At 44.0% G+C, this 21,063-nt stretch carries 14 protein-coding genes and 2 tRNA genes; 13 read left to right on the forward strand and 3 right to left on the reverse strand.

Annotation, left to right across the window (positions count from 1 at the left end):
* Positions 1 to 102: 102 nt before the first annotated feature.
* Positions 103 to 1,254, forward strand: a complete 1,152-nt coding sequence (locus tag EI161_RS07975; protein ID WP_225735290.1) for a M20 aminoacylase family protein — start codon at positions 103 to 105, stop codon at positions 1,252 to 1,254.
* A 504-nt stretch (positions 1,255 to 1,758) separates the two neighbouring features.
* On the opposite strand, the gene EI161_RS07980 is transcribed toward EI161_RS07975, so the two are convergent.
* Together EI161_RS07980 and EI161_RS07985 are read right to left on the reverse strand one after the other, a co-directional pair.
* Positions 1,759 to 1,835: transfer RNA gene (locus tag EI161_RS07980), tRNA-Asp, on the reverse strand.
* Between the two features lie 53 nt (positions 1,836 to 1,888).
* A tRNA-Val gene (locus tag EI161_RS07985) sits at positions 1,889 to 1,964 on the reverse strand.
* Positions 1,965 to 2,423: 459 nt separating this feature from the next.
* Between EI161_RS07985 and EI161_RS07990 the strand changes: the two genes are divergently transcribed.
* The 7 genes from EI161_RS07990 (at position 2,424) to EI161_RS08020 (ending at position 12,992) form a co-directional block, all read left to right on the forward strand.
* A complete protein-coding gene (locus EI161_RS07990; protein WP_192524102.1) occupies positions 2,424 to 4,064 on the forward strand; it encodes a cardiolipin synthase in 1,641 nt (546 codons plus the stop codon).
* 104 nt (positions 4,065 to 4,168) lie between these two features.
* A complete protein-coding gene (locus EI161_RS07995; RefSeq protein WP_192524090.1) occupies positions 4,169 to 5,668 on the forward strand; it encodes a tetratricopeptide repeat protein in 1,500 nt (499 codons plus the stop codon).
* 124 nt (positions 5,669 to 5,792) lie between these two features.
* On the forward strand, positions 5,793 to 7,406 hold the full coding sequence (locus EI161_RS08000; RefSeq protein WP_192524091.1) for a 3-deoxy-D-manno-octulosonic acid transferase: 1,614 nt from the start codon (positions 5,793 to 5,795) through the stop codon (positions 7,404 to 7,406).
* Positions 7,407 to 7,438: 32 nt separating this feature from the next.
* A complete protein-coding gene (locus EI161_RS08005) occupies positions 7,439 to 8,179 on the forward strand; it encodes a 16S rRNA (uracil(1498)-N(3))-methyltransferase (protein WP_192524092.1) in 741 nt (246 codons plus the stop codon).
* Between the two features lie 370 nt (positions 8,180 to 8,549).
* On the forward strand, positions 8,550 to 9,686 hold the full coding sequence (locus tag EI161_RS08010; protein ID WP_192524093.1) for an extracellular solute-binding protein: 1,137 nt from the start codon (positions 8,550 to 8,552) through the stop codon (positions 9,684 to 9,686).
* A 114-nt stretch (positions 9,687 to 9,800) separates the two neighbouring features.
* Entirely contained in the window at positions 9,801 to 11,489 is a 1,689-nt protein-coding gene (locus EI161_RS08015; RefSeq protein ID WP_192524094.1) for an ABC transporter permease, read from the forward strand.
* 261 nt (positions 11,490 to 11,750) lie between these two features.
* Positions 11,751 to 12,992: an ABC transporter ATP-binding protein gene (locus EI161_RS08020; protein WP_413038384.1), complete on the forward strand. Its 1,242-nt coding sequence runs from the start codon at positions 11,751 to 11,753 to the stop codon at positions 12,990 to 12,992.
* 67 nt (positions 12,993 to 13,059) lie between these two features.
* Here the strand turns inward: EI161_RS08020 and EI161_RS08025 are convergent, their stop codons facing one another.
* Positions 13,060 to 13,926 carry a methyltransferase domain-containing protein gene (locus EI161_RS08025; RefSeq protein ID WP_192524096.1) on the reverse strand — a complete coding sequence of 289 codons (867 nt, stop codon included), beginning with the start codon at positions 13,924 to 13,926 and terminating at the stop codon, positions 13,060 to 13,062.
* Between the two features lie 500 nt (positions 13,927 to 14,426).
* Here EI161_RS08025 and EI161_RS08030 point away from each other — a divergent pair, with 500 nt between their 5' ends.
* The 5 genes from EI161_RS08030 to EI161_RS08050 all read left to right on the forward strand — a co-directional run.
* On the forward strand, positions 14,427 to 16,103 hold the full coding sequence (locus EI161_RS08030) for an alpha/beta hydrolase family protein (RefSeq protein ID WP_192529373.1): 1,677 nt from the start codon (positions 14,427 to 14,429) through the stop codon (positions 16,101 to 16,103).
* A gap of 108 nt (positions 16,104 to 16,211) precedes the next feature.
* Positions 16,212 to 16,391, forward strand: coding sequence for a hypothetical protein (locus EI161_RS08035; protein WP_192524098.1), 180 nt, complete (start codon positions 16,212 to 16,214; stop codon positions 16,389 to 16,391).
* 305 nt (positions 16,392 to 16,696) lie between these two features.
* Positions 16,697 to 19,516: a DNA gyrase subunit A gene (gyrA, locus tag EI161_RS08040; RefSeq protein ID WP_192524099.1), complete on the forward strand. Its 2,820-nt coding sequence runs from the start codon at positions 16,697 to 16,699 to the stop codon at positions 19,514 to 19,516.
* Between the two features lie 108 nt (positions 19,517 to 19,624).
* Complete coding sequence (rarD, locus tag EI161_RS08045) at positions 19,625 to 20,695, forward strand: EamA family transporter RarD (RefSeq protein ID WP_192524100.1); 1,071 nt, start codon at positions 19,625 to 19,627, stop codon at positions 20,693 to 20,695.
* Positions 20,696 to 20,791: 96 nt separating this feature from the next.
* Positions 20,792 to 21,063, forward strand: a 272-nt coding sequence (locus EI161_RS08050) for an IS1 family transposase (protein ID WP_192529374.1), incomplete at its 3' end; no start/stop codon positions are given.

The raw sequence follows: 21,063 nt of genomic DNA on the forward strand, positions 1-21,063 counted from the left end.
TGCCATAGCTTTTTTTGCCATTTTTCTTTAAACTGGGACTGTGACAGTCGGGGCAGCTGATATCTATTTGTGTCTTCATAACCTCAAATATATCATCTTGCTTTGGCTGTCACCCTCCTTTATTTCTTCAGCATACTTTCTGACACACCACCATATCCTGAACTGAGTACTAAAGAGTTCAAAACTTCAGAATTTGTCGCAAACAAGCTAGAGGCTTTTGGACTAGAAGTACATCGCGATATTGGCGGTACGGGCGTGGTTGGTATTTTAAAAAATGGCGCTAGTACACGCTCTGTTGGTTTACGTGCCGATATGGACGCGCTGCAAATACATGAGCAAAACACTTTTAGCCATGTTTCAAAGAATAATGGTGTTATGCATGCTTGTGGACATGATGGTCATACCGCCATGCTACTTGGTGCTGCTAAAGTATTGTCAGAGAATAAAAGCTTTGATGGTATCATATATTTTATTTTTCAGCCTGACGAAGAACGTGGTACAGGGGCAAAGGCGATGATTGCCGATGGACTATTTACTCGCTGGCAGATGGATGCAATCTATGGTATGCATAATATACCTGGTGTTCCAGCAGGACAGTTTATAACTCGACCAAACTCTTTGATGGCCAGTGAAAGCAGTTTCAAAATCGTCATCAATGCCACTGGTGGTCATGCTGCATTACCACATATGGGTACAGATCCGATCGTCGTTGGTGCACAAGTGGTGACTGCATTACAAACCATCGTCTCACGTAACTTAAGTGCTATAGATGAAACAGCTATCATTTCAGTGACCAACTTTGAGACCAATGGGACTGTGAACGTCATTCCTTCACAAGTAACTATCACTGGAGACACGCGTAGCTTTACCGATTCAGCATTGGGAAAAATTGAAAAAGCAATTGAACGTATTGTATCAGGTCAATGTATGTCGGCAGGAGTCGATTATGAGTATCACTTTGCTAGTACCTGCTTATCTACAATCAATGCTCCAGTTGAGACTACTCATGCAGTGAGCGCCGCTCAAAAAGTGGTTGGCGCTGATAACGTAAATGGTAACTGTGAACGATACACAATTAGTGAGGATTTCTCATTTATGTTACGTGAGATTGACGGCTGCTACATTTTGATTGGTAATGGCGAGGGTGAATGCGGTGGTACGGCATTGCATAATCCACTTTACGATTTTAACGACGACATCTTATCTATAGGTGTAGATTACTGGGTAACTTTGGTAAATGATCGGCTCAATTAATAGTAACCACGTTTTATGATTTTCGTTCAAGGAAGGGGTTATGACTTTAAGGTTGTAACCCTTGTTGGATTCCAATCTTAGTTTAAGGCTTTATGTAGTGCTGTTTTAAACGAAATTAATAATATCGCAATAGAAAAATGCGTAGAAAGGTTTCGATATTTTCTAAAGCTTAGTTTAAGATTGAGGTTGTAAGCTACTGAATTTGTCAGTAAACATAAATTATAGAGATCAGTTACCACAACCGACTTTTTACAATCTTGGTCACAAAATTGTCACCGTTTGGTCACTGAGTACTTGGTCACCGATTTTCAAAAGATAGAGCGTATGCGCGAAAATTTATAACTCATGCATTGTTAAAGAGTATACCGTTTCGTAAAGATCAACATAGGTGAAACACCCAACCCTTATAAATAAAGGCTTTAAGAGAAAATACAGACACAAAAAAACCTCAAACAATTTAATGCTTGAGGTTGAAACTTTTGTATTAAAACTAAGTTTTAAATATGGCGCAGCGGACGGGACTCGAACCCGCGACCCCCGGCGTGACAGGCCGGTATTCTAACCAACTGAACTACCGCTGCTTAGGTCGTCTTTAGCATTTCACCTCTATAAAAAGGCGCACTCGCTAAAAGAGTGGTGGGTGATGACGGATTCGAACCGCCGACATTCTGCGTGTAAGGCAGACGCTCTACCAACTGAGCTAATCACCCTGAGCGAGGATATACGAAGCAGTCCTTCGTCCGAGCGCAAGAGAATTTACATTTTCGTAAATTCTAAAAACTCAGCACCTACATGACATAGGTATTTATCCACAAGAGAAAATTCCTTAAAGGGAATTTTCTAAAAACTTTAAACCTAAATTAGGCTATCAAAGCTTCTTAAAAGTCATAACGTCTAAAGCTGTCACCCTTCAAACTAACTTTCAACAAAGTAGAACTTAACTAAGTCCCCTTGCTGTGGGTGTGTATTATATACATTTACACATGGCTGTCAAACAGTATTTTCATAATATGAGAAAATAATTATAAATACTTCTCAAACTCCTTTATCCATAGTAACTAGAGTCAGACTTTTATCAGTGTTGCTGTGAATATACTTATTGCTGTTACCTATTGTATGGTGGCTAAAAGCTACTATACTGAGCTAAGAATATTTGGTGGTACTGATTGTTGGAGGCGAACATAGAAGCTTTATCTACTACTGAGCAGCAAATGGCGGCATGGTCATGGACTGACTTTGCCGGGTTGGGTTTAATATTTCATATTATTCTGATGATTGTGCTGACCTTACGTATTGTTTCGGTGCAGCGAAACGTTGGCGTGGCAATTGCGTGGATAGCTATTTTGTTCACTTTACCTTTATTTGGGTTGATTGCTTATGTGTTGGTCGGTGAGCCGATGATTGGGCGCCGCTACCGTCAGCGCATGAATCAAGCACGGTTGCTGATGAATGAGATGGCACAGCGCGAGCGTTTGATTTTTGATAAAGGTCAGGAACTACTGCCTGAGCATTACCGCGGTGTGAGTCAGATAGGGACTCGCTGGACAGGGTTTGGGGTGTTTCCAGGCCACGACATGCAGCTATTGACGCACCCTAATATTATTTTTAAACGCTTGCTTGATGATATTGAAGCTGCTCAACGTACCATTTTGATGGAGTTTTATATTATCTATCCAAAAGGACAAGTCTTAGAGGTCATAGAAGCATTGATCGCAGCAGCACAGCGCGGCGTAGAATGTCATATTCTTATTGATAGTGTCGGTAGTTTTAGCTTTTTTAATAGTGCAGAACATAAGAAGTTAGAGCGTTCTGGCGTTTTCGTACATCAATCACTACCAGTAGGCTTGTTTAAGACTTTATTTAAGCGGTCTGATTTGCGTAATCATCGCAAAATGGTGGTCATTGATGAATACATTGGCTATATCGGCAGTTTTAACTTGGTTGACCCTAAGTTCTTTAAGCAAGATAAAGCGGTTGGTGAGTGGATTGACGTAGCGATACGCAGTGTCAGCGACAACGAGATCAGTATCACAACCGCGATGGCCAAAGTAGTGGTCACCGATATTGGCGCTGAAAATAGCGATAACTTGGATGCGCTGCATCAGCGAGTGAATAGCTATACGCGTAAATTGTATGTACGCCATCCAACGATTAATGACATCAATAGTCGAATAAAAGTATTGGATGAGGATGTAGAGGCTTTTGAGCCGCCTAGTACGGGTGCGATGTCGACTGTAATTCCGCAGATGCCCGTAGTGGAAGGAGTGATTGCACAGCTAATTCCTTCGGCACCGCAAGTGACCGCGCATGTGATTTATAATACTTTAGTGACTGTTTTACACCGTGCGAATAAGCGTATTCGTATCACGACCCCATATTTTGTACCTGATGAGGCGTTGTCTGGTGCGCTGGTAACCGCATCAAAACGTGGGGTTGATGTGACACTGATTATCCCAGAAAAGGTCGATTCCTTTTTAGTTCAGCATGCCTCGCAAGCCTATTATCAAGAGCTGCTAGAGGCTGGCGTGACTATTGCCTTATTTAAAGGCGGTCTGTTACATGCCAAAACGGTGGTCATTGACGATGATTATTGCTTATTTGGTACGGTTAATATTGACATGCGCAGCTTTTATTTGAATATGGAGGTCAGTTTAGCCATTTATACCCCAGAAATGGTGGCGCAGGTTGCGGAGTGTCAAGAGTCGTATTTACAGAGCTGTCGTTTCTTAACTTTAGAAGAATGGCAGCAACGACAAAAGACAGAGCGATTATTTGATAACGTGGTGCGCTTATTTAGTCCGTTATTGTAGCGCTTTAGATTTTAGGTTAAGGTAAACTACTCGAACGGTATTAGTTTTTTGATTTGCTCTGTAGCTCTATTAACGACTTATTTTTTGAAGGATAGATTTGCCTTATGTCTGCACCTCCCTTAACGCCCCTTGATTATGTTGCAGCAGGCTATTGGCAAGATTTCACAGCTGATCGTGCTATCGCAGGTGGCATTGCTTATGAAACTGAATTGCGCCATTGCCAATTGGATGAGTCGCTGACGAGCTTGCAGCGCATCGATATCTTATTAACGCAGATACGCCGTGATATGGTAAAGGCAGGCATATGGAATGAAGCAGCGCTATTAACAGATGAGCATTATCGCAATTTTATGGTGTTTTTGGCCTTTTATGCAGGACGAGTATTGGCACAGCAGTGGCAACATGTCCCGCATTGGTTTGGGCAGTTTGAGCTAGGGAAGCGTTATCCTGCATTGCCACTGACGGCGGATGATTTTTATCAGCATATGGCGGTCGTTTACCGCGGTATTACTGATAATGATACCAATATTGATACTGACGTTACCTCGCTGTTTTTTGCGTTAGAGCCGATAGGGTTGCGTCTATTTGGTCATATCGATCGGCAGTTTGAATCGGTACAAGGTGGTCAAGTGGCCAGCGGTTTGTATCAAGCCGTTATCTCAAGGTTACCAAATTCGAATAGTGACCAAGTGGCTACTACAGCTATGCCAGTCGCCGCAGTCACTCAAGAGGCGATAAGAGAGACTGATACAAATATTAGTGTAAGCACAAATACAAATGCTCATTTAAAAACAGCCAAAACGGATAATAACTACCAGCCATTAGAGAAAAATCTGCTTAATAAAGTATCAATAGATAGTGATTTATCCGAACAAAATAACCAAAATAAGCCTGAGCTATCTACAGTACAGACACCCTTAGAAAGTACTAAACCAGAAAGTGCGCCATCAGTAAAACCGATACCAAAGCCACCAGCTTCAGAACCTTTAGCAAAAACCTCGCCTACGCCAGAGATTTTCACACAATTGTTGCTAGAGTTGGATAACGTAGAAGTGGCGCAGACGTCTGGTCAAACTGAGTATCAGCAAGCCCGCAAAGTTTTAGATCAATTTGAGCAGTATATTGCCAAGCAAGCCAAGCCACGTGCGCAAACCTTATTTTCAGAGAGTCATTTGGCTGCAAAAAAGCAAGCATTATTAAAGTTACAACAGGCGGCTAATGTTGGTAATACCGCTGCTATGTTGCGTCTAGCGATGTACGAACTACTTGATGAGGGCCTTGCAGTTGATAAAAATTCTGCAACCGAATCGGGGGTTGAATGGGTCAAGCAAGCGGCGAGCAAAAACGACAGCCGCGCCCAGCGTCTGCTAAGTAAGATGTATTACCAAGGGGTAGGCGTGACGCAAGAGATAGCCAATGGCCAGTACTGGCTAGAGCAAGCGGCAGAAAATGGTCACGCGGAAGCAGCTAGCGTCGTGAGGCAGTGGCAGCAAGCGCAGGCATTGATGACGACTCAAAAACAAGAGCAGCATAGCATCAAGCGTTATCAGTTATTATTCGTTGCAATAGTAGTGGTGGCGGTGTTGATATTTATTATCGTCTAAAGTATTTTATGTATGACAGATACGCGGTAAAAGCGTATTGTTGAGTGCCAAATTAAGGTAGAATTGGCGCGTTTTTTACCACCACTCTCCTATTATCTGATTCATTACTAATCTGGGCTGATTCATGCCATCTTCTCATACACCATCTGATAGTTATTCAAAAGCAACGGACCCAGCATCGTTGCCAAGCCATGCTGTTTATCATTCGCCTTTTTATTATCAGTTTGCCATAAGCTTACTTAAGCCGTTATATCGATTGCAAGTATGGCGGCGCTCACATAAACGCGCCAACTATCAACAGGAAGTTGCGCAGCGTTTTGGTAAGAGCTATCCACCATGTCCAACGCTTGATAGTAATTATGTGGAGCAGGCTAATGTTAAGTCTACGGCTAGTCCTGAGGGCAATGCGAAGGCTAACAAGGGCATTATTTGGTGTCATGCGGTGTCATTGGGTGAGACCAATACGGTCGCGCCGCTGTTGGATAAATTATTGGCTGATGGCTATAAAATATGGCTCACCAATACCACACAGACGGGTTTTGCTCGCGGTGCCAGTCGTTTCGCTGATGCGATTGCACAAGGTCAGATGAGTCACAGTTATGTACCTGTCGATAGCCCCGCGGTGATAGAGAGGTTTTTAGCGCATGTACAGCCTATTGCCGCTTTGTTTGTAGAAACAGAGCTATGGGCCAACATCTTGACCAAGTTATCTGAGCATCGTATTCCCAGTATCTTGGTCAATGGTCGGCTGTCTGCGTCTTCCTTTAAGAGTTATCAAAAAATTGCTGCCGTCAGCGCCAGTATGATGAAAAACTTGAGTTTAATTATTGCGCAGGACAATGAGTCTGCTAAACGCTTTCGACAATTGGGTGCGAATAGCGCAAAAATACGCGTGGCAGGTTCGCTAAAATGGGTGATTAATACCCCTAAGCTTACCGATAAAGAAACTGTTATTGAAAACAATAATGATAGCCAGTCTACTGCTATGCAAAAGCACAATAGCGGTATGGTCAGAAACCTAGGAATAGAGGGTCGACCGATTTGGGTGGCAGCCAGCACGCACAGCGGCGAAGAAGAAATAGCGCTGTCATTACAGCAGCAACTACTGTCTCATTCAGCGCTCGCTGACACGCTGCTGATTATCGTACCGAGACATCCTGAACGTTTTGATGAAGTCGCCGCACTTATTCAAGACACAGCGTTAAAAATGGCACGGCGTAGTGCAGAAGAGTCGATTGCTGCCGCCACACAAGTCTATTTGGCGGATAGTATGGGTGAGCTGATGACTTGGTATAAGCTTGCAGATGTGGCGCTAGTCGGTGGCTCGTTAGTCGATATTGGTGGCCATAATCCCGTTGAGCCGGCAAGTGTGGCAACGCCTGTCATAATGGGGCTTCATACGCAGTCTTGTCAAAGCGTGGTCGATAAACTGTCTGAGGTCGGTGCGTTATATCAGCCGCATAATGACAGTTATAAATCAACGGAAGAGTATCAATCGACCAAAGCAGCTCAACCGACTGAAAAAAGCCTTGATGCAAAAGTAAAAATGGACGATACCGCGCTTATTTATCAGCAGCTAATGTCTTGGCTAAGTCATCTTGAATGGGCGAAAAAAGCAGGGCAAGCGGGCGCGCAGATGACAATACAACAGCAAGCTGTATTGACTCGTCAATTTACCATGATTGAAGATGTCATTGAGCAATACTCGAACCAAGCTTTAAATGAAGATTTCGACTAAGATTTCAATGAACATTAAAACCAAGAGCTGCTATGAACTGTCTATTATTGCCCACTAAAAACTTCTCGGCAGATACCGCGTATATTGATGAGTTATCACAAATCAATCATGTCAATAAAGTACTTAAGGCAACGGTCGGTGATACGCTGAAAATCGGTCAGCTGGGTGGTGATTTAGGTACTGCGATTATAGATGGTGTCACCCATGAGCGAATTCAGTTGTGCGATGTCCAGCTCACAATTGCCCCGCCGCCCAAATTGGATTTAACCGTAATATTAGCACTACCGCGTCCTAAAGTACTACGACGCTTGATAATGGATATGACTGCACTTGGTGTGCGCGATATCATCCTGATCAATAGTTACCGTACGCAAAAAAGCTATTGGCAAAGCCCGATGCTGGCGCGCCTTGACGAATTCGTATTAGAAGGGCTGCAACAAGGTGTCGATACGCTCGCGCCTAATATTACGTTAGCAAAACGCTTTAAGCCTTTTGTTGAAGACGAGCTTGCTAGTCTGATAACCAATCGCGCTATCGTGGCGCACCCATATAGTGAGCAGTCATTTACACAGTATTTACAACAACAGGACTATTTACAACAACTGGATTTATTAGCGCTGCCCAGTCTGGTTTGTATCGGTGCTGAAGGCGGCTGGATTGATTACGAGATAGAGCTGCTCGCCGCACAAGGGTGTGAGTCCGTGCATATAGGCCCGCGTATCTTGCGAACAGAAGCGGCGGTGAACGTCCTCTTAGGTCAATGGCTATTGTAAAATGGCTACTATAATCGATTCACTATAATAACAAACACCGTACTACTGGGATAAGTTTTGCGCTGTCTTTATTAGTGCCGTGGCCGAAGAATCAAACACGCCCTATATAATAACCTGTCAAATAAGTAGCAAGTTTGTTATAGATATTTTGGCTGATAGGGTCAAGAATATTTTTCTTAAAAAGGTATCGTTAAGCCAAACAATACGTACATTTCAGAGTGAAATAAATGTATTGATAATTAATCTCATTTCCACTAGTATGTTGGTTTCGGGTATTATGATGTTATTCATCCCAATAACAAGCGATTTTTAATAACATCTTATCTTACGATTCGTTGCACTTTTTTGTAGCATCACTATGGGGAAAACCATGTCATTGAACGCTATTAGCACCACACTAACTGCTTCTAAACTTACCTTGCCTGTTGCCGTATTTGGCATGATGTTGGGGCTGGCTGGTTGTAGTAACTCATCTACCACTGAAGACAGTGCAGAGGTAGAAACTTCAGCAGCTGGTACTGAGCAACCAGTAGCCAATGATGGTGCCGCTAATAATAATGTAAATGCCGATGATCAAACGGTTACTATTTATTCTTCACGGAACGAGCAGCTCATCAAGCCATTGTTGGATCGCTATACCGAGCAGACAGGCGTCAAGATTGACTTAGTCACGGACAAAACAGGCCCGCTGATGGCGCGTCTGCAAGCCGAAGGTCAAAATACCCCAGCTGATATGCTGTTGACAGTTGATGCGGGCAACTTATGGCAAGCCGCTGAGCAAGGGTTACTGCAACCTGTTGCTTCTACGGTATTAGAATCTAACGTTCCTGCAAAGTATCGTGATCCAAAAGGTCAGTGGACTGGTCTGTCATTGCGTGCACGTACTATCTTTTATGACCCAAGCAAGGTTAGCGCCGACCAATTATCCACTTATGCAGACTTGGCCGATCCAAAATGGAAGGGCAAGCTATGTTTACGTACCTCTAAAAAAGTATATAACCAGTCGCTTGTGGCCAGTATGATGGAGCACTTGGGCGAAGAAAAAACCGAAGAGGTCATCCGTGGTTGGGTTGATAACCTAGCCACTGACGTATTCAGTGATGACACCAGTATGTTAGAAGCCATTGCCGCTGGGCAATGTGAAGTGGGTGTAGCCAACAGTTACTATTATGGTCGCCTGCTCGACGAAAAGCCTAACTTCCCAGTGAAGATATTTTGGGCCAACCAAGGTACGACTGGTACGCACGTAAATATTTCGGGTGCGGGTGTGGTAGCAGATTCGGACAATCCAGATGGCGCACTTAAATTGATGGAATGGTTGTCTTCTGATGAAGCACAAGGTTTATATGCCAGTGCTGACAAAGAATTCCCTGTCAAAGAAGGTATCGATGAGTCAGAGTTACTCAGATCATGGGGTGAATTCAAAAAAGACGATATCAATGTACAGAAATTTGGCGAGCTACAAACCCAAGCGATTCAAATGATGGACAAAGCTGGTTATAAATAGAGCACTGCCAATCATACCATTCTCAAAATAATAGTGACACTTAGAACCAGTCGTATTTTTTGAGTTTGGTATCACCTCGTAAGGTCTCTATGCGTACGACACGGTAATAATGATATGATCACAACGCCAGATGCGTCTGTTAGTCAAAATGACCCAGACAATAATAATGTTAATGGCAGTGTCATTGACAATCAGACTGTCAGTCAAGATCATACCGTCCGCAAGCGTATTATCTCAAAATCAGTCTTAGGGCTGATTTCGTTGTTTATGCTGGTGCCGATTTTGGTTGTACTGCTATCGTGGACACAGCCAGTCGCTGATATCTGGACGCATATGAAAGATTATGTGCTACCACAAGTGCTCAAAAATACCGCTATTTTATTGTTGATGGTAACGGTTATTTCTGGCACGGTCGGTACCACACTTGCTTGGGTGACCAGCATGTACCGCTTCCCTGGACAGCGGTTTTTTTCGTGGGCGCTGATGTTACCGCTCGCGATACCTGCCTATGTATTGGCATTTGTCACCATCGGTATCGTCGATTTTAGTGGGCCACTGCAGACGGGTTTGCGCGACTTAGGTATCAGTACCGCGATTCCGTCAGTACGCAATGTCTGGGGAGCAGGTTTGGTATTGTCGCTGGCCTTTTATCCTTATGTCTATTTGCTAGCGCGTCAAGCGTTCTTATCGCAAGGCAGGCGGGCGATTGAAGCGGGTCAGATGCTGGGCTTAAGTCGCAGCCGGGTGTTTTTTCGACTGGCATTACCACAAGCACTGCCGTGGATAATTGGCGGGCTATTGCTGGCCAGCATGGAAACATTAGCAGATTTTGGTGCTGTGTCAGTCTTTAATGTCGATACTTTTACCACGGCTATTTATAAGGCATGGTTTGGCTTTTTTAGCTTGACCACCGCAGCACAACTGGCGGCTTTGTTAATCGGTGTGGTGTTTATCGTCGTCTTGTTTGAGCAGTATTGGCAAGCAAAGCGCGGTAATTCGGTCACCCAAGGCAGCAGTCAGCGTTTTGACGCCAGCAAGCCTGCCAAACTGGCGATGACATTGCTGTGTGCATTAGTCTTTGCAGTTGCTTTTTTAATTCCATTTTTACAGCTAGTCTATTGGACGGCGTTGAACTTTCGACAAGATTTTGATGCACGTTATATCGATTTTGTGACCAACAGCCTTATGATTGCTAGTATGACCACGTTTTTTATTGCCTTTTTGGCGATTATTATTGCGTGGATTAAGCGGCAGTATCCTGATAAGTTGACCAAGCTGATGACCACCCTGGCCAATTTAGGTTATGTCGTGCCAGGGACAGTATTAGCAGTGGGGATATTTATTCCCATCGCTTGGCTCGACAACCAAATGATTGCTTTTGGTATCACCTCGAAACAGGTGTTGTCTGGTAGCGTCATTGTGATGTTATTGGCATTATCGACGCGCTTTATGACCGTGAGTTTTCAGCCAGTTGATCGCCAGCTACAGCGCCTGACGGTCAATCAAGAAGCGGCAGCTAAATTGCTGAGCGACAGCCCTTATCAGCGTTGGCGACAGGTCATGTTGCCGGTGCTCAGCCCTGGTGTATTGACCGCATTATTGATGGGGTTCGTTGAAGTGATGAAAGAGATGCCCATCACGTTAATGACGAGGCGGCAAGGTTGGGATACGCTAGCGGTGCGAGTGTTTGAGATGACCAGTGAAGGCATGTGGGGGCGAGCGGCGTTGCCAAGCTTATTAATTGTGCTGGTTGGTCTGCTGCCTGTGTGGATATTATTGCGTCAAAGCGATAAGCAAGGTTAAGGTGCTTTGATTAGGGCGTGTTAAGCATTTACAAATAAGGCACTGCTGGTAGTTCAATGGTTCGATGATATTTTTCTATTGTTGTTTTTAGCATTTTATCGATGGGTTTTATTCACTAATAGCTAACTGGTACCGTCTATGTACACTGATTTGATTGACGACTCAAGACATCCGGCAGATCCTAAGTCTATAAAGACTCAAGGCACGGCGCGCCACAATAGTCTCAAAAAACCACCCATAGCAGTTTTGACCAAGGCGCAAATGTCTCAAGCCCTAGCTGATAAAGACCAGCACCAAAACACCCTCAATCCAAACCGTTCCTCTCATCAATACAATGAGGCAAGTATCGCGGCTCAGCCTTATTTTGATGTGCAAGATTTAATCGTTGGTTATGACAATACTATTGTCGTAAATGGCTTATCGTTAGTGCTACAACAAGGCGAGATTGGTTGCTTTTTGGGTTATAGCGGTTGCGGAAAGACCACCGCCCTAAGGGCAATTGCAGGACTAGAACCAAGCCGTGACGGTGCGATTCGCTTAAATAATCAGTGCCTAACTGACAAGACCGCTCGCCACTCATTTGCAGTGGCGCCCGCCAAACGTGGCATGGGCATGGTATTTCAAGACTATGCACTTTTTGGACATTTAAGCGTGGCAAAGAACATCGCTTTTGGTCTGAATAAATGGTCTGGCGCTGATAAAAAAGCCCGTGTGACTGAGATGCTAGCACTTGTTGAGCTGTCTGAACATGCCGATAAACGTCCAAATGAGCTCTCAGGTGGACAGCAACAGCGAGTGGCTTTGGCCCGTGCACTGGCACCAAAGCCCAAACTACTGTTACTCGATGAGCCGTTTTCTAATTTGGATGTCGTGCTGCGTGAATCATTGGCGATGAGCGTCCGTGATATTCTTAAACGCACCAATACCACCGCAATATTAGTCACTCATGATCAGAATGAAGCGTTTGCTCTAGCGGATAAAGTGGGGGTGATGCATAAAGGCAAACTGGTACAGTGGGCAACCCCAAGCGAGCTATATCACGAACCTGTCAGTCCCTTTGTCGCTGAGTTTGTGGGCGAGGGCGCGATGATAGATGGCATCATCAAAGAAGGTCATGTCGAGACGGCATTGGGTGATATTTATCGTCGCATGGAAGTCTATGACGAATCAGGACAGCCACAGTATTGTGAATATGACTATCCCAATGGTACACCGATTAAGGTCTTGGTACGCCCTGACGATATCATTCATGACGATGAAAGCACGCAAACAGCATTGGTTGTCGGGCGTGTCTTTCGCGGTGCCAACTACTTATATCGCTTGCAGCTCGACGATGGGCAGACGGTCTTATCCTTAGTTGCCAGCCACCATAACCATGAGATTGGCTCGCACATTGGTATCTTGCCGATACTAGAGCATGTCGTGGTATTTGACGAAAAAGACATCAATGCAACGACTTGGTCAGAGTATAATAGACCAGAGAGAGTCGAGGAAATAAAATAGCTAAAGACAGTCGTTGCGCTTTCTGGTCGATCCACTTTTAAAAGAGTATGGCACTGCTGAAGTTAACTTATCGAGTCGCCAGTATATGCAAGTAACGTCCCAGCCATTTATACGGCTCCAATTGCGAGTAACGCAGCTCCATGCGTATCACCGCATCAGGATCGTTATGACCGCCCCGTTTAAGTGGTGAGTAATCATGAAAAACGCGCAGACCGCTGGTGCGCACCACTTGATAATGATGGGTTGCCAACCACGATTCGACTTCTTCTTTGGCAACCGGATGATTGGGCGTCAGGCTTTTTTTGTTATCAGCCTTATATTGCGTATTATCGAGCAGGTTAAAGTTACCCATGATGAGGTTGCGATAATCAAAGCTTGCTGGGTTATAAAAGCATAACGACAGCGTTCCGTTATCGGTTAGTTGCTGATCAAAAAACTCCATCACTGCTGCAGGCTCTGCCAACCATTCGAGCAGCGCATGGCACATGATTAAATCAAACTTGTCATTATCTTCTGCATTTAGCTTTTCTTGTAGCTCTTGATAAGGGCAAACATACCACGTTATATCAATTTCTTTCTCAACTTTGGCGGCACTTACTTGTGCTTTTTCTAACATATTGGCTGAGATATCATTAACGACTACTATATGTCCTTGAGCAGCAAGCTCAATGGCTATCTGTGCCAGTCCTGCACCCACATCTAAAATACGTAGTGGTCGAGCCAACTGCTTACTCATTTTCTCCGTATATTCAAAAATATCACGGCGCAATACTGCCAGTCGAATGTCTCCTTTTAAACCACCGTAAACCTTTTTTTCAAAGTGGTCGGCGATCGTATCAAAGCTACGGTCTGTACGCGTATTTTCTGATGGTTTTTCTACCAATTTATCTTCTTGATTCTCATCGTTCTTGCTGTTTTTAATATCGTTTTGCATAAAAGTTTACATCGTCTTAAAAATAATGGGAGGGGTGTGCATTTATTTACGTATAGTCAAAATACCCTAAAACGCTACAGTAGGTGATGCATCGATATTATTTATCACTGACTATAACGCTGCATTGTTTAACCTATAGTTAAAATACTTTAAAAACACTACGATACTGCGGGTATGGTTTTTTTGCAGCCTCTGTCTGCGTAGGCACAGCAAGCAAGAAAAAACGGTACCTGCAGTACGTGATGTAGCGATATTACTTTTCACTGACTATAAGCTATTAAATAATATGTCTATTAGGTCAGTATGGTTATGAGAGAAATGCTTCTTTTAACCTGATGGGAGCCAACAGTTGCACGTTTTTCAGTAGCTTTTTAACATATTTTACGGTATAAGTAGTAAGGTTTAAGAAACAATTTATACTAAAATAAATTTATCTATTACCAAAAAATTTAGCAAATTTCTGACTTATTTCTGACTTATTACTGCTAAGGATAGCATCTATGCCTCTCTCCAAACCTGACCGCGCTACCGCTACTCATCGTTCAATATCTATGAGTGCCAACAAGAAACCTTTGATGTCACGTTGCCTATTATCAATGGCCATCGCCAGCAGTTTGCTGCTCGTTGCTTGTGGTGATGATAACGACTTTAATGTCGTTGAATCTGTCACGCCGCAAGCCACATCTGAGTTTGTCAAAACCTTTAGCTCCAGCCAAGTAGACAGCAGTTTCGGTCTTGGCGGCACGGCAACACCTGCTGCTAAGTGTGGCGTAATCATAGAAAAAGTCACCTATGATACCAAAGGTGCTGCAGACGAAGATACCAATGCCACGGCGGCGTTGATGCTACCGACTGGCGATGCTGATGAATGTCAGGGAGATCGTCCGGTGCTATTATATGCTCATGGTACGACGACCGACAAGTCTTATGACTTTGCACAAGTGGGTAATATTAACAACCCTGCTGTAGAAGAGGCGAATCTAATTGCCGCAAATTTCGCGGCACAAGGCTACATCGTCGTCGCACCGAACTACGCTGGTTACGATGACTCAGATCTCGATTATCATCCTTATCTGGTTGCACAGCAGCAGTCGACCGACATGGTTGACGCTTTAGATAGTGCGCGCTCAATTATTGAACGAAAGAAAGGCGCAAATGATACTGTTTACGTCGATATTGATGATTCGGGTAAGCTGTTTATCGCAGGTTACTCGCAGGGCGGTCATGTGACTATGGCAACCGCTAGATTGCTCGAGTCACAAAACAAAACAATCACTGCTATTGCGCCTTTATCAGGACCTTATGCGCTAGCGGCATTTGGTGATGAAATATTTAGAGGCAACGTCAATATCGGAGCGTCACGGTTTGCGCCATTACTTGGCATTGGTTTACAAGCAAAATACGGCGATATTTATGGTAAGAAATCAGATATATTCTTGGATAAATATGCCGATGCTCAACTGCCAAATGAATTACCGTTTGGTGAGCTAGTCGCTACGGGCAAACTGCCTAATAATGCGCTGTTCCAAAACAATCCTACTAATCCTGCTCTTGCTGGCTTGGAGAAAGGTTTACTGTTTTCAATACTAGGCGGCTATGACGATGATAACTACCTGATTAAATCAGACTTTCGCGCGGCGTTTGTGGCTGATACCACCAAAAACCCTGATGGATTATGGGCAGAAAACGGCAACGGACTGCCAGCAGCAAATCCTGAAAATAACCTACGTAAGGCGCTAAAGGATAATGACTTACGCGGCTATGTACCAACCATGCCGACGCTTATTTGTGGTGGTAATCAGGATCCAACGGTTTATTTTGATACCAATACAGGCTCTATGGTAGAGATATTGCAGGCTGCCAGTGCTAAGAGCTCAGCGGCTAAGCTCAATATTACGGTATTGGATGTCGATAAAGACAACGCCGACGCGCGCCCAGATCAATCGACCTTTACAATGATTGGTCAGGCATCAATGAACAAATGGAATGCCACTGATGTTGTGAGCAGTGTACAAACAAACTTTAGTAATAGCGTTGAAAAGGTTAAAGCGGATGCAACTGCACAAGGTGACAACCCTCTGCTAGCGTTTTATAGTAGCTATCATGGCGGATTAGTCAGCCCAGCGTGTACCCAAGCCACGCGTGAATTCTTTAATCAAGAGTTTAAGCCAGTTTAAAATGCTTTACAGGTAATCGTATAAATACTCATACTATCGATTCAAACTGTGTCCACTGGATGCAGTTTTTTATTGTCCACCTCTTATGAACTTATTAAGGCTGAGAATATGAAATCAATGATGTTATCACTATGTGCCTTTATCTTTGTTTTAGCACCTATTAGCCCAGCACAAGCAAAAAATACCCCTTGCTCGGGCAAAATGGGCGGGGTATCGCATTGCTCAAAAGAAGGTAAGTTTGTGTGTAAAAACGGCAAGATTAGCCAGTCTAAAAAGATATGTCGTTAAGCCAAGTAAAATCTTGATAAAGGGTCTAAAAAATGCCCGCTAATGACCTGATTCGCTTAGTTTTAATGATGTGCAAATGCCCCTAAATCAGCAAATTTGTGCTAAAATAGCTTCTTTTATTAAACGTTACTTTTAACAAAAACCGTATCATCATTTTCCTATTGTTTTGCACGTTTAGCAGTGCTTTTTAGGGTTTATATTTTGGTAGTAGCTGCGCATTGATGCAGCTATATTTTTGTATAACCCATAAGTATTTTGAGCAAACGTCTCAACATTAGAAAAACAATGTGAGTGAAGGAGTGTATATGAGCGAATCGGTCAGTCCTATTGGCATCGTAGATGAACTAAAGCAATCCTATTTGGATTATGCGATGAGCGTGATTGTTTCGCGTGCACTGCCTGATGTGCGTGATGGGTTCAAGCCTGTACACCGCCGTGTGATGTACGCCATGCACGTGCTGTCTAACGACTACAACAAACCCTATAAAAAGTCTGCACGTGTGGTCGGTGATGTCATCGGTAAATATCACCCACATGGTGATAGTGCGGTTTATGATGCGATCGTAAGGATGGCGCAGGATTTCAGTCTTCGTTATCCGATGGTTGACGGTCAGGGTAACTTTGGCTCAATCGATGATGATCCACCGGCAGCCATGCGTTATACCGAAGTACGTATGACCAAGCTCACCCACCAGATGCTTGCTGATTTAGACAAGGATACGGTCGACTGGGAAGACAACTACGATGGCTCTGAGCGTATGCCAAGCGTCATGCCAGCGCGTATTCCTAACTTATTAGTTAATGGTGCGACGGGTATTGCTGTTGGTATGGCGACCAATATGGCACCGCATAACCTCACCGAGGTGATTAATGCGTGCTTAGCTTATGCGGAGAACCCACAAGTCTCAGCCGAAGAGTTGATGACGCATATCTCAGGTCCTGACTTTCCTACAGGCGGCATTATTTATGGTCGTGCGGGTATTCTAGACGCTTATCGTACCGGTAAAGGTCGCTTGCATATACGTGGTCGCTACCATATCGAAGCTATGAGCGACACGGGTGTCAACCGTGATCGCGAGCGTATTGTCTTCACCGAAGTGCCTTATCAAGCCAATAAAGCCAAGCTGATTGAGCGTATTGCAGAATTGGTTCGTGATAAAAAAATCGAAGGTATTAGTGAGATTCGTGATGAGTCTGACAAAGACGGTATGCGCATCGCCATTGATTTACGTCGCGGCGAAACGGCGGAAGTGATTGTTAATAACTTGTTCCTACAAACCCCGCTCGAATCCAGCTTTAGTATCAATATGGTAGCGCTCGATAATGGCCAGCCAAAACTATTGACCTTGCGTCAATTGATTGCCGCTTTTGTCCGTCACCGTCAAGAAGTCGTCACCCGTCGTACTATTTATGAGCTTAATAAAGCCCGCGTACGTGGTCATTTGCTAGAAGGCTTGACCGTTGCATTGGCTAATATTGACGAGATTATCGCGACCATTAAAGCCTCTGCTAACCGCGGTTTGGCACGCGAAAGCTTGTTAAATAATACTTGGGGTTCAGGCAGCGTTGTGGCGATGCTAACCGCTGCTGGTAGCCAATCAGTGCGTCCTGACTTTATCGAAGGCGAAGACCCTAAAGCACCGTTTGGCTTAATTGATGGCTCAATTGAAGGCGAGCGCCGCTATCGTTTATCACTTGAACAGGTCAATGCAATTTTAGACATGCAGCTGCATCGCTTGACCGGTCTTGAGCAAGACAAACTGACCGAAGAATACCAAGACTTATTGCGTGAAATCGCTCATTTAGAATCTATTCTTGGTGATTTTGATAAGTTAATGACAATTATTTCAAACGAGATGTTTGAGATTCGTGATAATTTTGGCGATGAGCGCCGCACGGATATTATTGACTCGCGCATGGACTTCAACCGTGAAGACCTTATCCCAGAGCAGACCGTAGTCATGACTGTGTCGCGTACTGGCTACGCCAAGACTCAGCCGATCGATGATTATGTGGCGCAAAAACGTGGTGGTAAAGGCAAGTCGGCAACGGTGATGAAAGAAGACGATGTCATTGATCATTTAGTCGTCACGTCTACGCACTCGACCGTACTGTGCTTTACTGATAGTGGTCGCGTGTTTAGTCTACGTGGTTTTGAAGTACCGATTGCCAGTCGCGGTGCCCGTGGTCGTCCATTGGTTAACCTAATTGGCTTGAGCGGTGATGAAACCGTCACAACGATACTGCCAATTCCAAAAATAATAGAAGAGCTACCTACGAAAGGCGATATATCATTAGATGATGCGGCCGAAGAGTTAGAAGACAGCAATGTCGCTGAGCCACCTTTTGTATTCTTTGCGACTGCCAATGGTACCGTGAAGCGGGTAGAGCTTAAGCAATTTGCCAATATTCGCTCTAATGGCTTGATAGCTGTTGGCTTAGAAGAGGGTGATAAGTTGGTCAGCGCTCGTATCACCAATGGTAGCCAAGAGGTTATGCTATTTGCCTCAAGTGGCAAAGCCATTCGTTTTGATGAAAACGATGCGCGGGCGATGGGTCGTACCGCAAAAGGTGTTCGTGGTATGCGTTTGGCTAATGATGAGTTTATCAAATCATTGGTGGTTATCGAAGACGATGTACGTGAAATCCTAATCGCTTGCGAAAAAGGCTTTGGTAAACGTACCTTTATCGATGAATTCAATATCCAAAATCGTGGCGGTGGCGGTGTAATTGCTATTAAAACCAGTGAACGAAATGGTGCATTAGTGCGTGCCACTAAGGTTGATCCTGAAGACGATATTATCTTAATTTCAGACAAAGGTACGTTAGTGCGTACGCCCGTTGAGCATGTCGCCAGTTCTGGTCGTAATACTCAAGGTGTGACATTAATTCGTTTATCGAAAGATGAAAAGCTGGTTGCCATGGCGCGTGTTGAACACGAAGAAGGCGATGATGAAGCATTAATCGATGCAATGAAAGAAGACGGTACCTTTGAGGTAGAAGGTCAAGAGCAGGCAGATATTGATGCAACGACTGACAACACAGCAACCACTGATGTCAACGACGTTATCGATATTGCCAATGACCATACAGTAGACGTTGAAAACACCAACGATGACGAATAAATGTCTCAGTAGTTAGCTTTTGTTCTAGTTTTTGCTCGTTGTTCTAGAAAAAGCCTCTGACGTTATCGTCGGAGGCTTTTATTTTTTCTATTTTTTAAGGCTGTTGTTATGTCCACGACCAATCAAACCTTTCAAGGAACGTTAGCATCTGTATCATCGAGTTTTTTATTTTCGATGATGTTCTTGTTTGGGCTATTTATGTTGCCGTTGTCGGGTACGCAAGTAGCGTCGTGGCGTATATTAATGATGCTATTGAGTTTGTTATTATTGGTCAGCTTTACCAAACAATGGCAGCATGTTTTTGATTACTTAAAGACCCTAAAAACTGTAAAGGAGTGGCTAATTTTTATATTGCCCACGCCAATTTTGGGCGGGCAGATTTGGCTGTTTATGTGGGGACCGGTAAATGGTTTTGGTCTTGATGTCACTTTGGGCTATTTTTTATTGCCGCTGGTGATGATAGTGATTGGTCGCTTTTTTTACCACGAGCATATGAGCCGACTCCAGTGGGTGGCCGCGTCATTTGCAGCGTTAGGTATTGGCTATGATATTGTTCAATACGGCTCAATATCTTGGGTAACTTTGTTTGTCTGTTTGGGTTATCCGCCTTATTATCTATTGCGTCGCACGCTTTCTGTACCGCCCATCACAGGCTTGCTGTCTGATTTGACTTTGCTCACACCAGTCGTGCTTAGTATGCTGTATTTTAGCGGCGGCTTTAGTATGGCGGCACAGGATATTAAATTCTGGTATTTATTGCCGCTGCTTGGCGCGTTTAGCGCGTTGGCGATGTCGCTGACTATGGTTGCCAGTAGTAAGTTACCAGTGTCATTATTTGGTGTTTTGAGCTATGTCGAGCCTATGCTGCTGTTTGTATTATCCATTACCGTCCTGAAACAAAGCTTAGATGAGGGCGGTTCTCTATTTATGTATGGCATGGTGGCGTTGGCGTTATTCATCATGATTATGGATAGTATGAAGGGCTACCTTATTCGTCGTCGCGACAATCATCTGTATGGTTATGGAGAACCTCAAGTGGGCGGCTTTCCTCCACCTCGTCGTTTGATCAATCGCCGTATTGAGGGCGTATTGACGGCGCATCGTTTTCGTAAGATTCGGCGTTATCAAAAAAAGATGGATAGAATACAGCAAAAAATCGAGCAGCTTAATAGAAAGTAAACAGACCCTAATATAGTAAATTTGGTGGTGTGTCAGAAAGTATGCTGAAGAAATAAAGGAGGGTGACAGCCAAAGCAAGATGATATATTTGAGGTTATGAAGACACAAATAGATATCAGCTGCCCCGACTGTCACAGTCCCAGTTTAAAGAAAAACGGCATAAAAAGCTATGGCAAGCAGAACTACCAATGCAAGGACTGCAAACGTCAATTCATTGGTGACCATGCCTTAACTTATAAGGGCTGTCACTCTAAAATAGAAGACATCATACGGCTAATGACGGTGAGAGGTTGCGGTGTTAGAGACATAGCTATTATAGCCTCAGTCAGTATCGGTAAAGTATTGAGCACCATAGGCTCATCTGTTTA

The sequence above is a fragment of the Psychrobacter sp. FME5 genome, from assembly GCF_014861375.1.
GTDB lineage: Bacteria > Pseudomonadota > Gammaproteobacteria > Pseudomonadales > Moraxellaceae > Psychrobacter.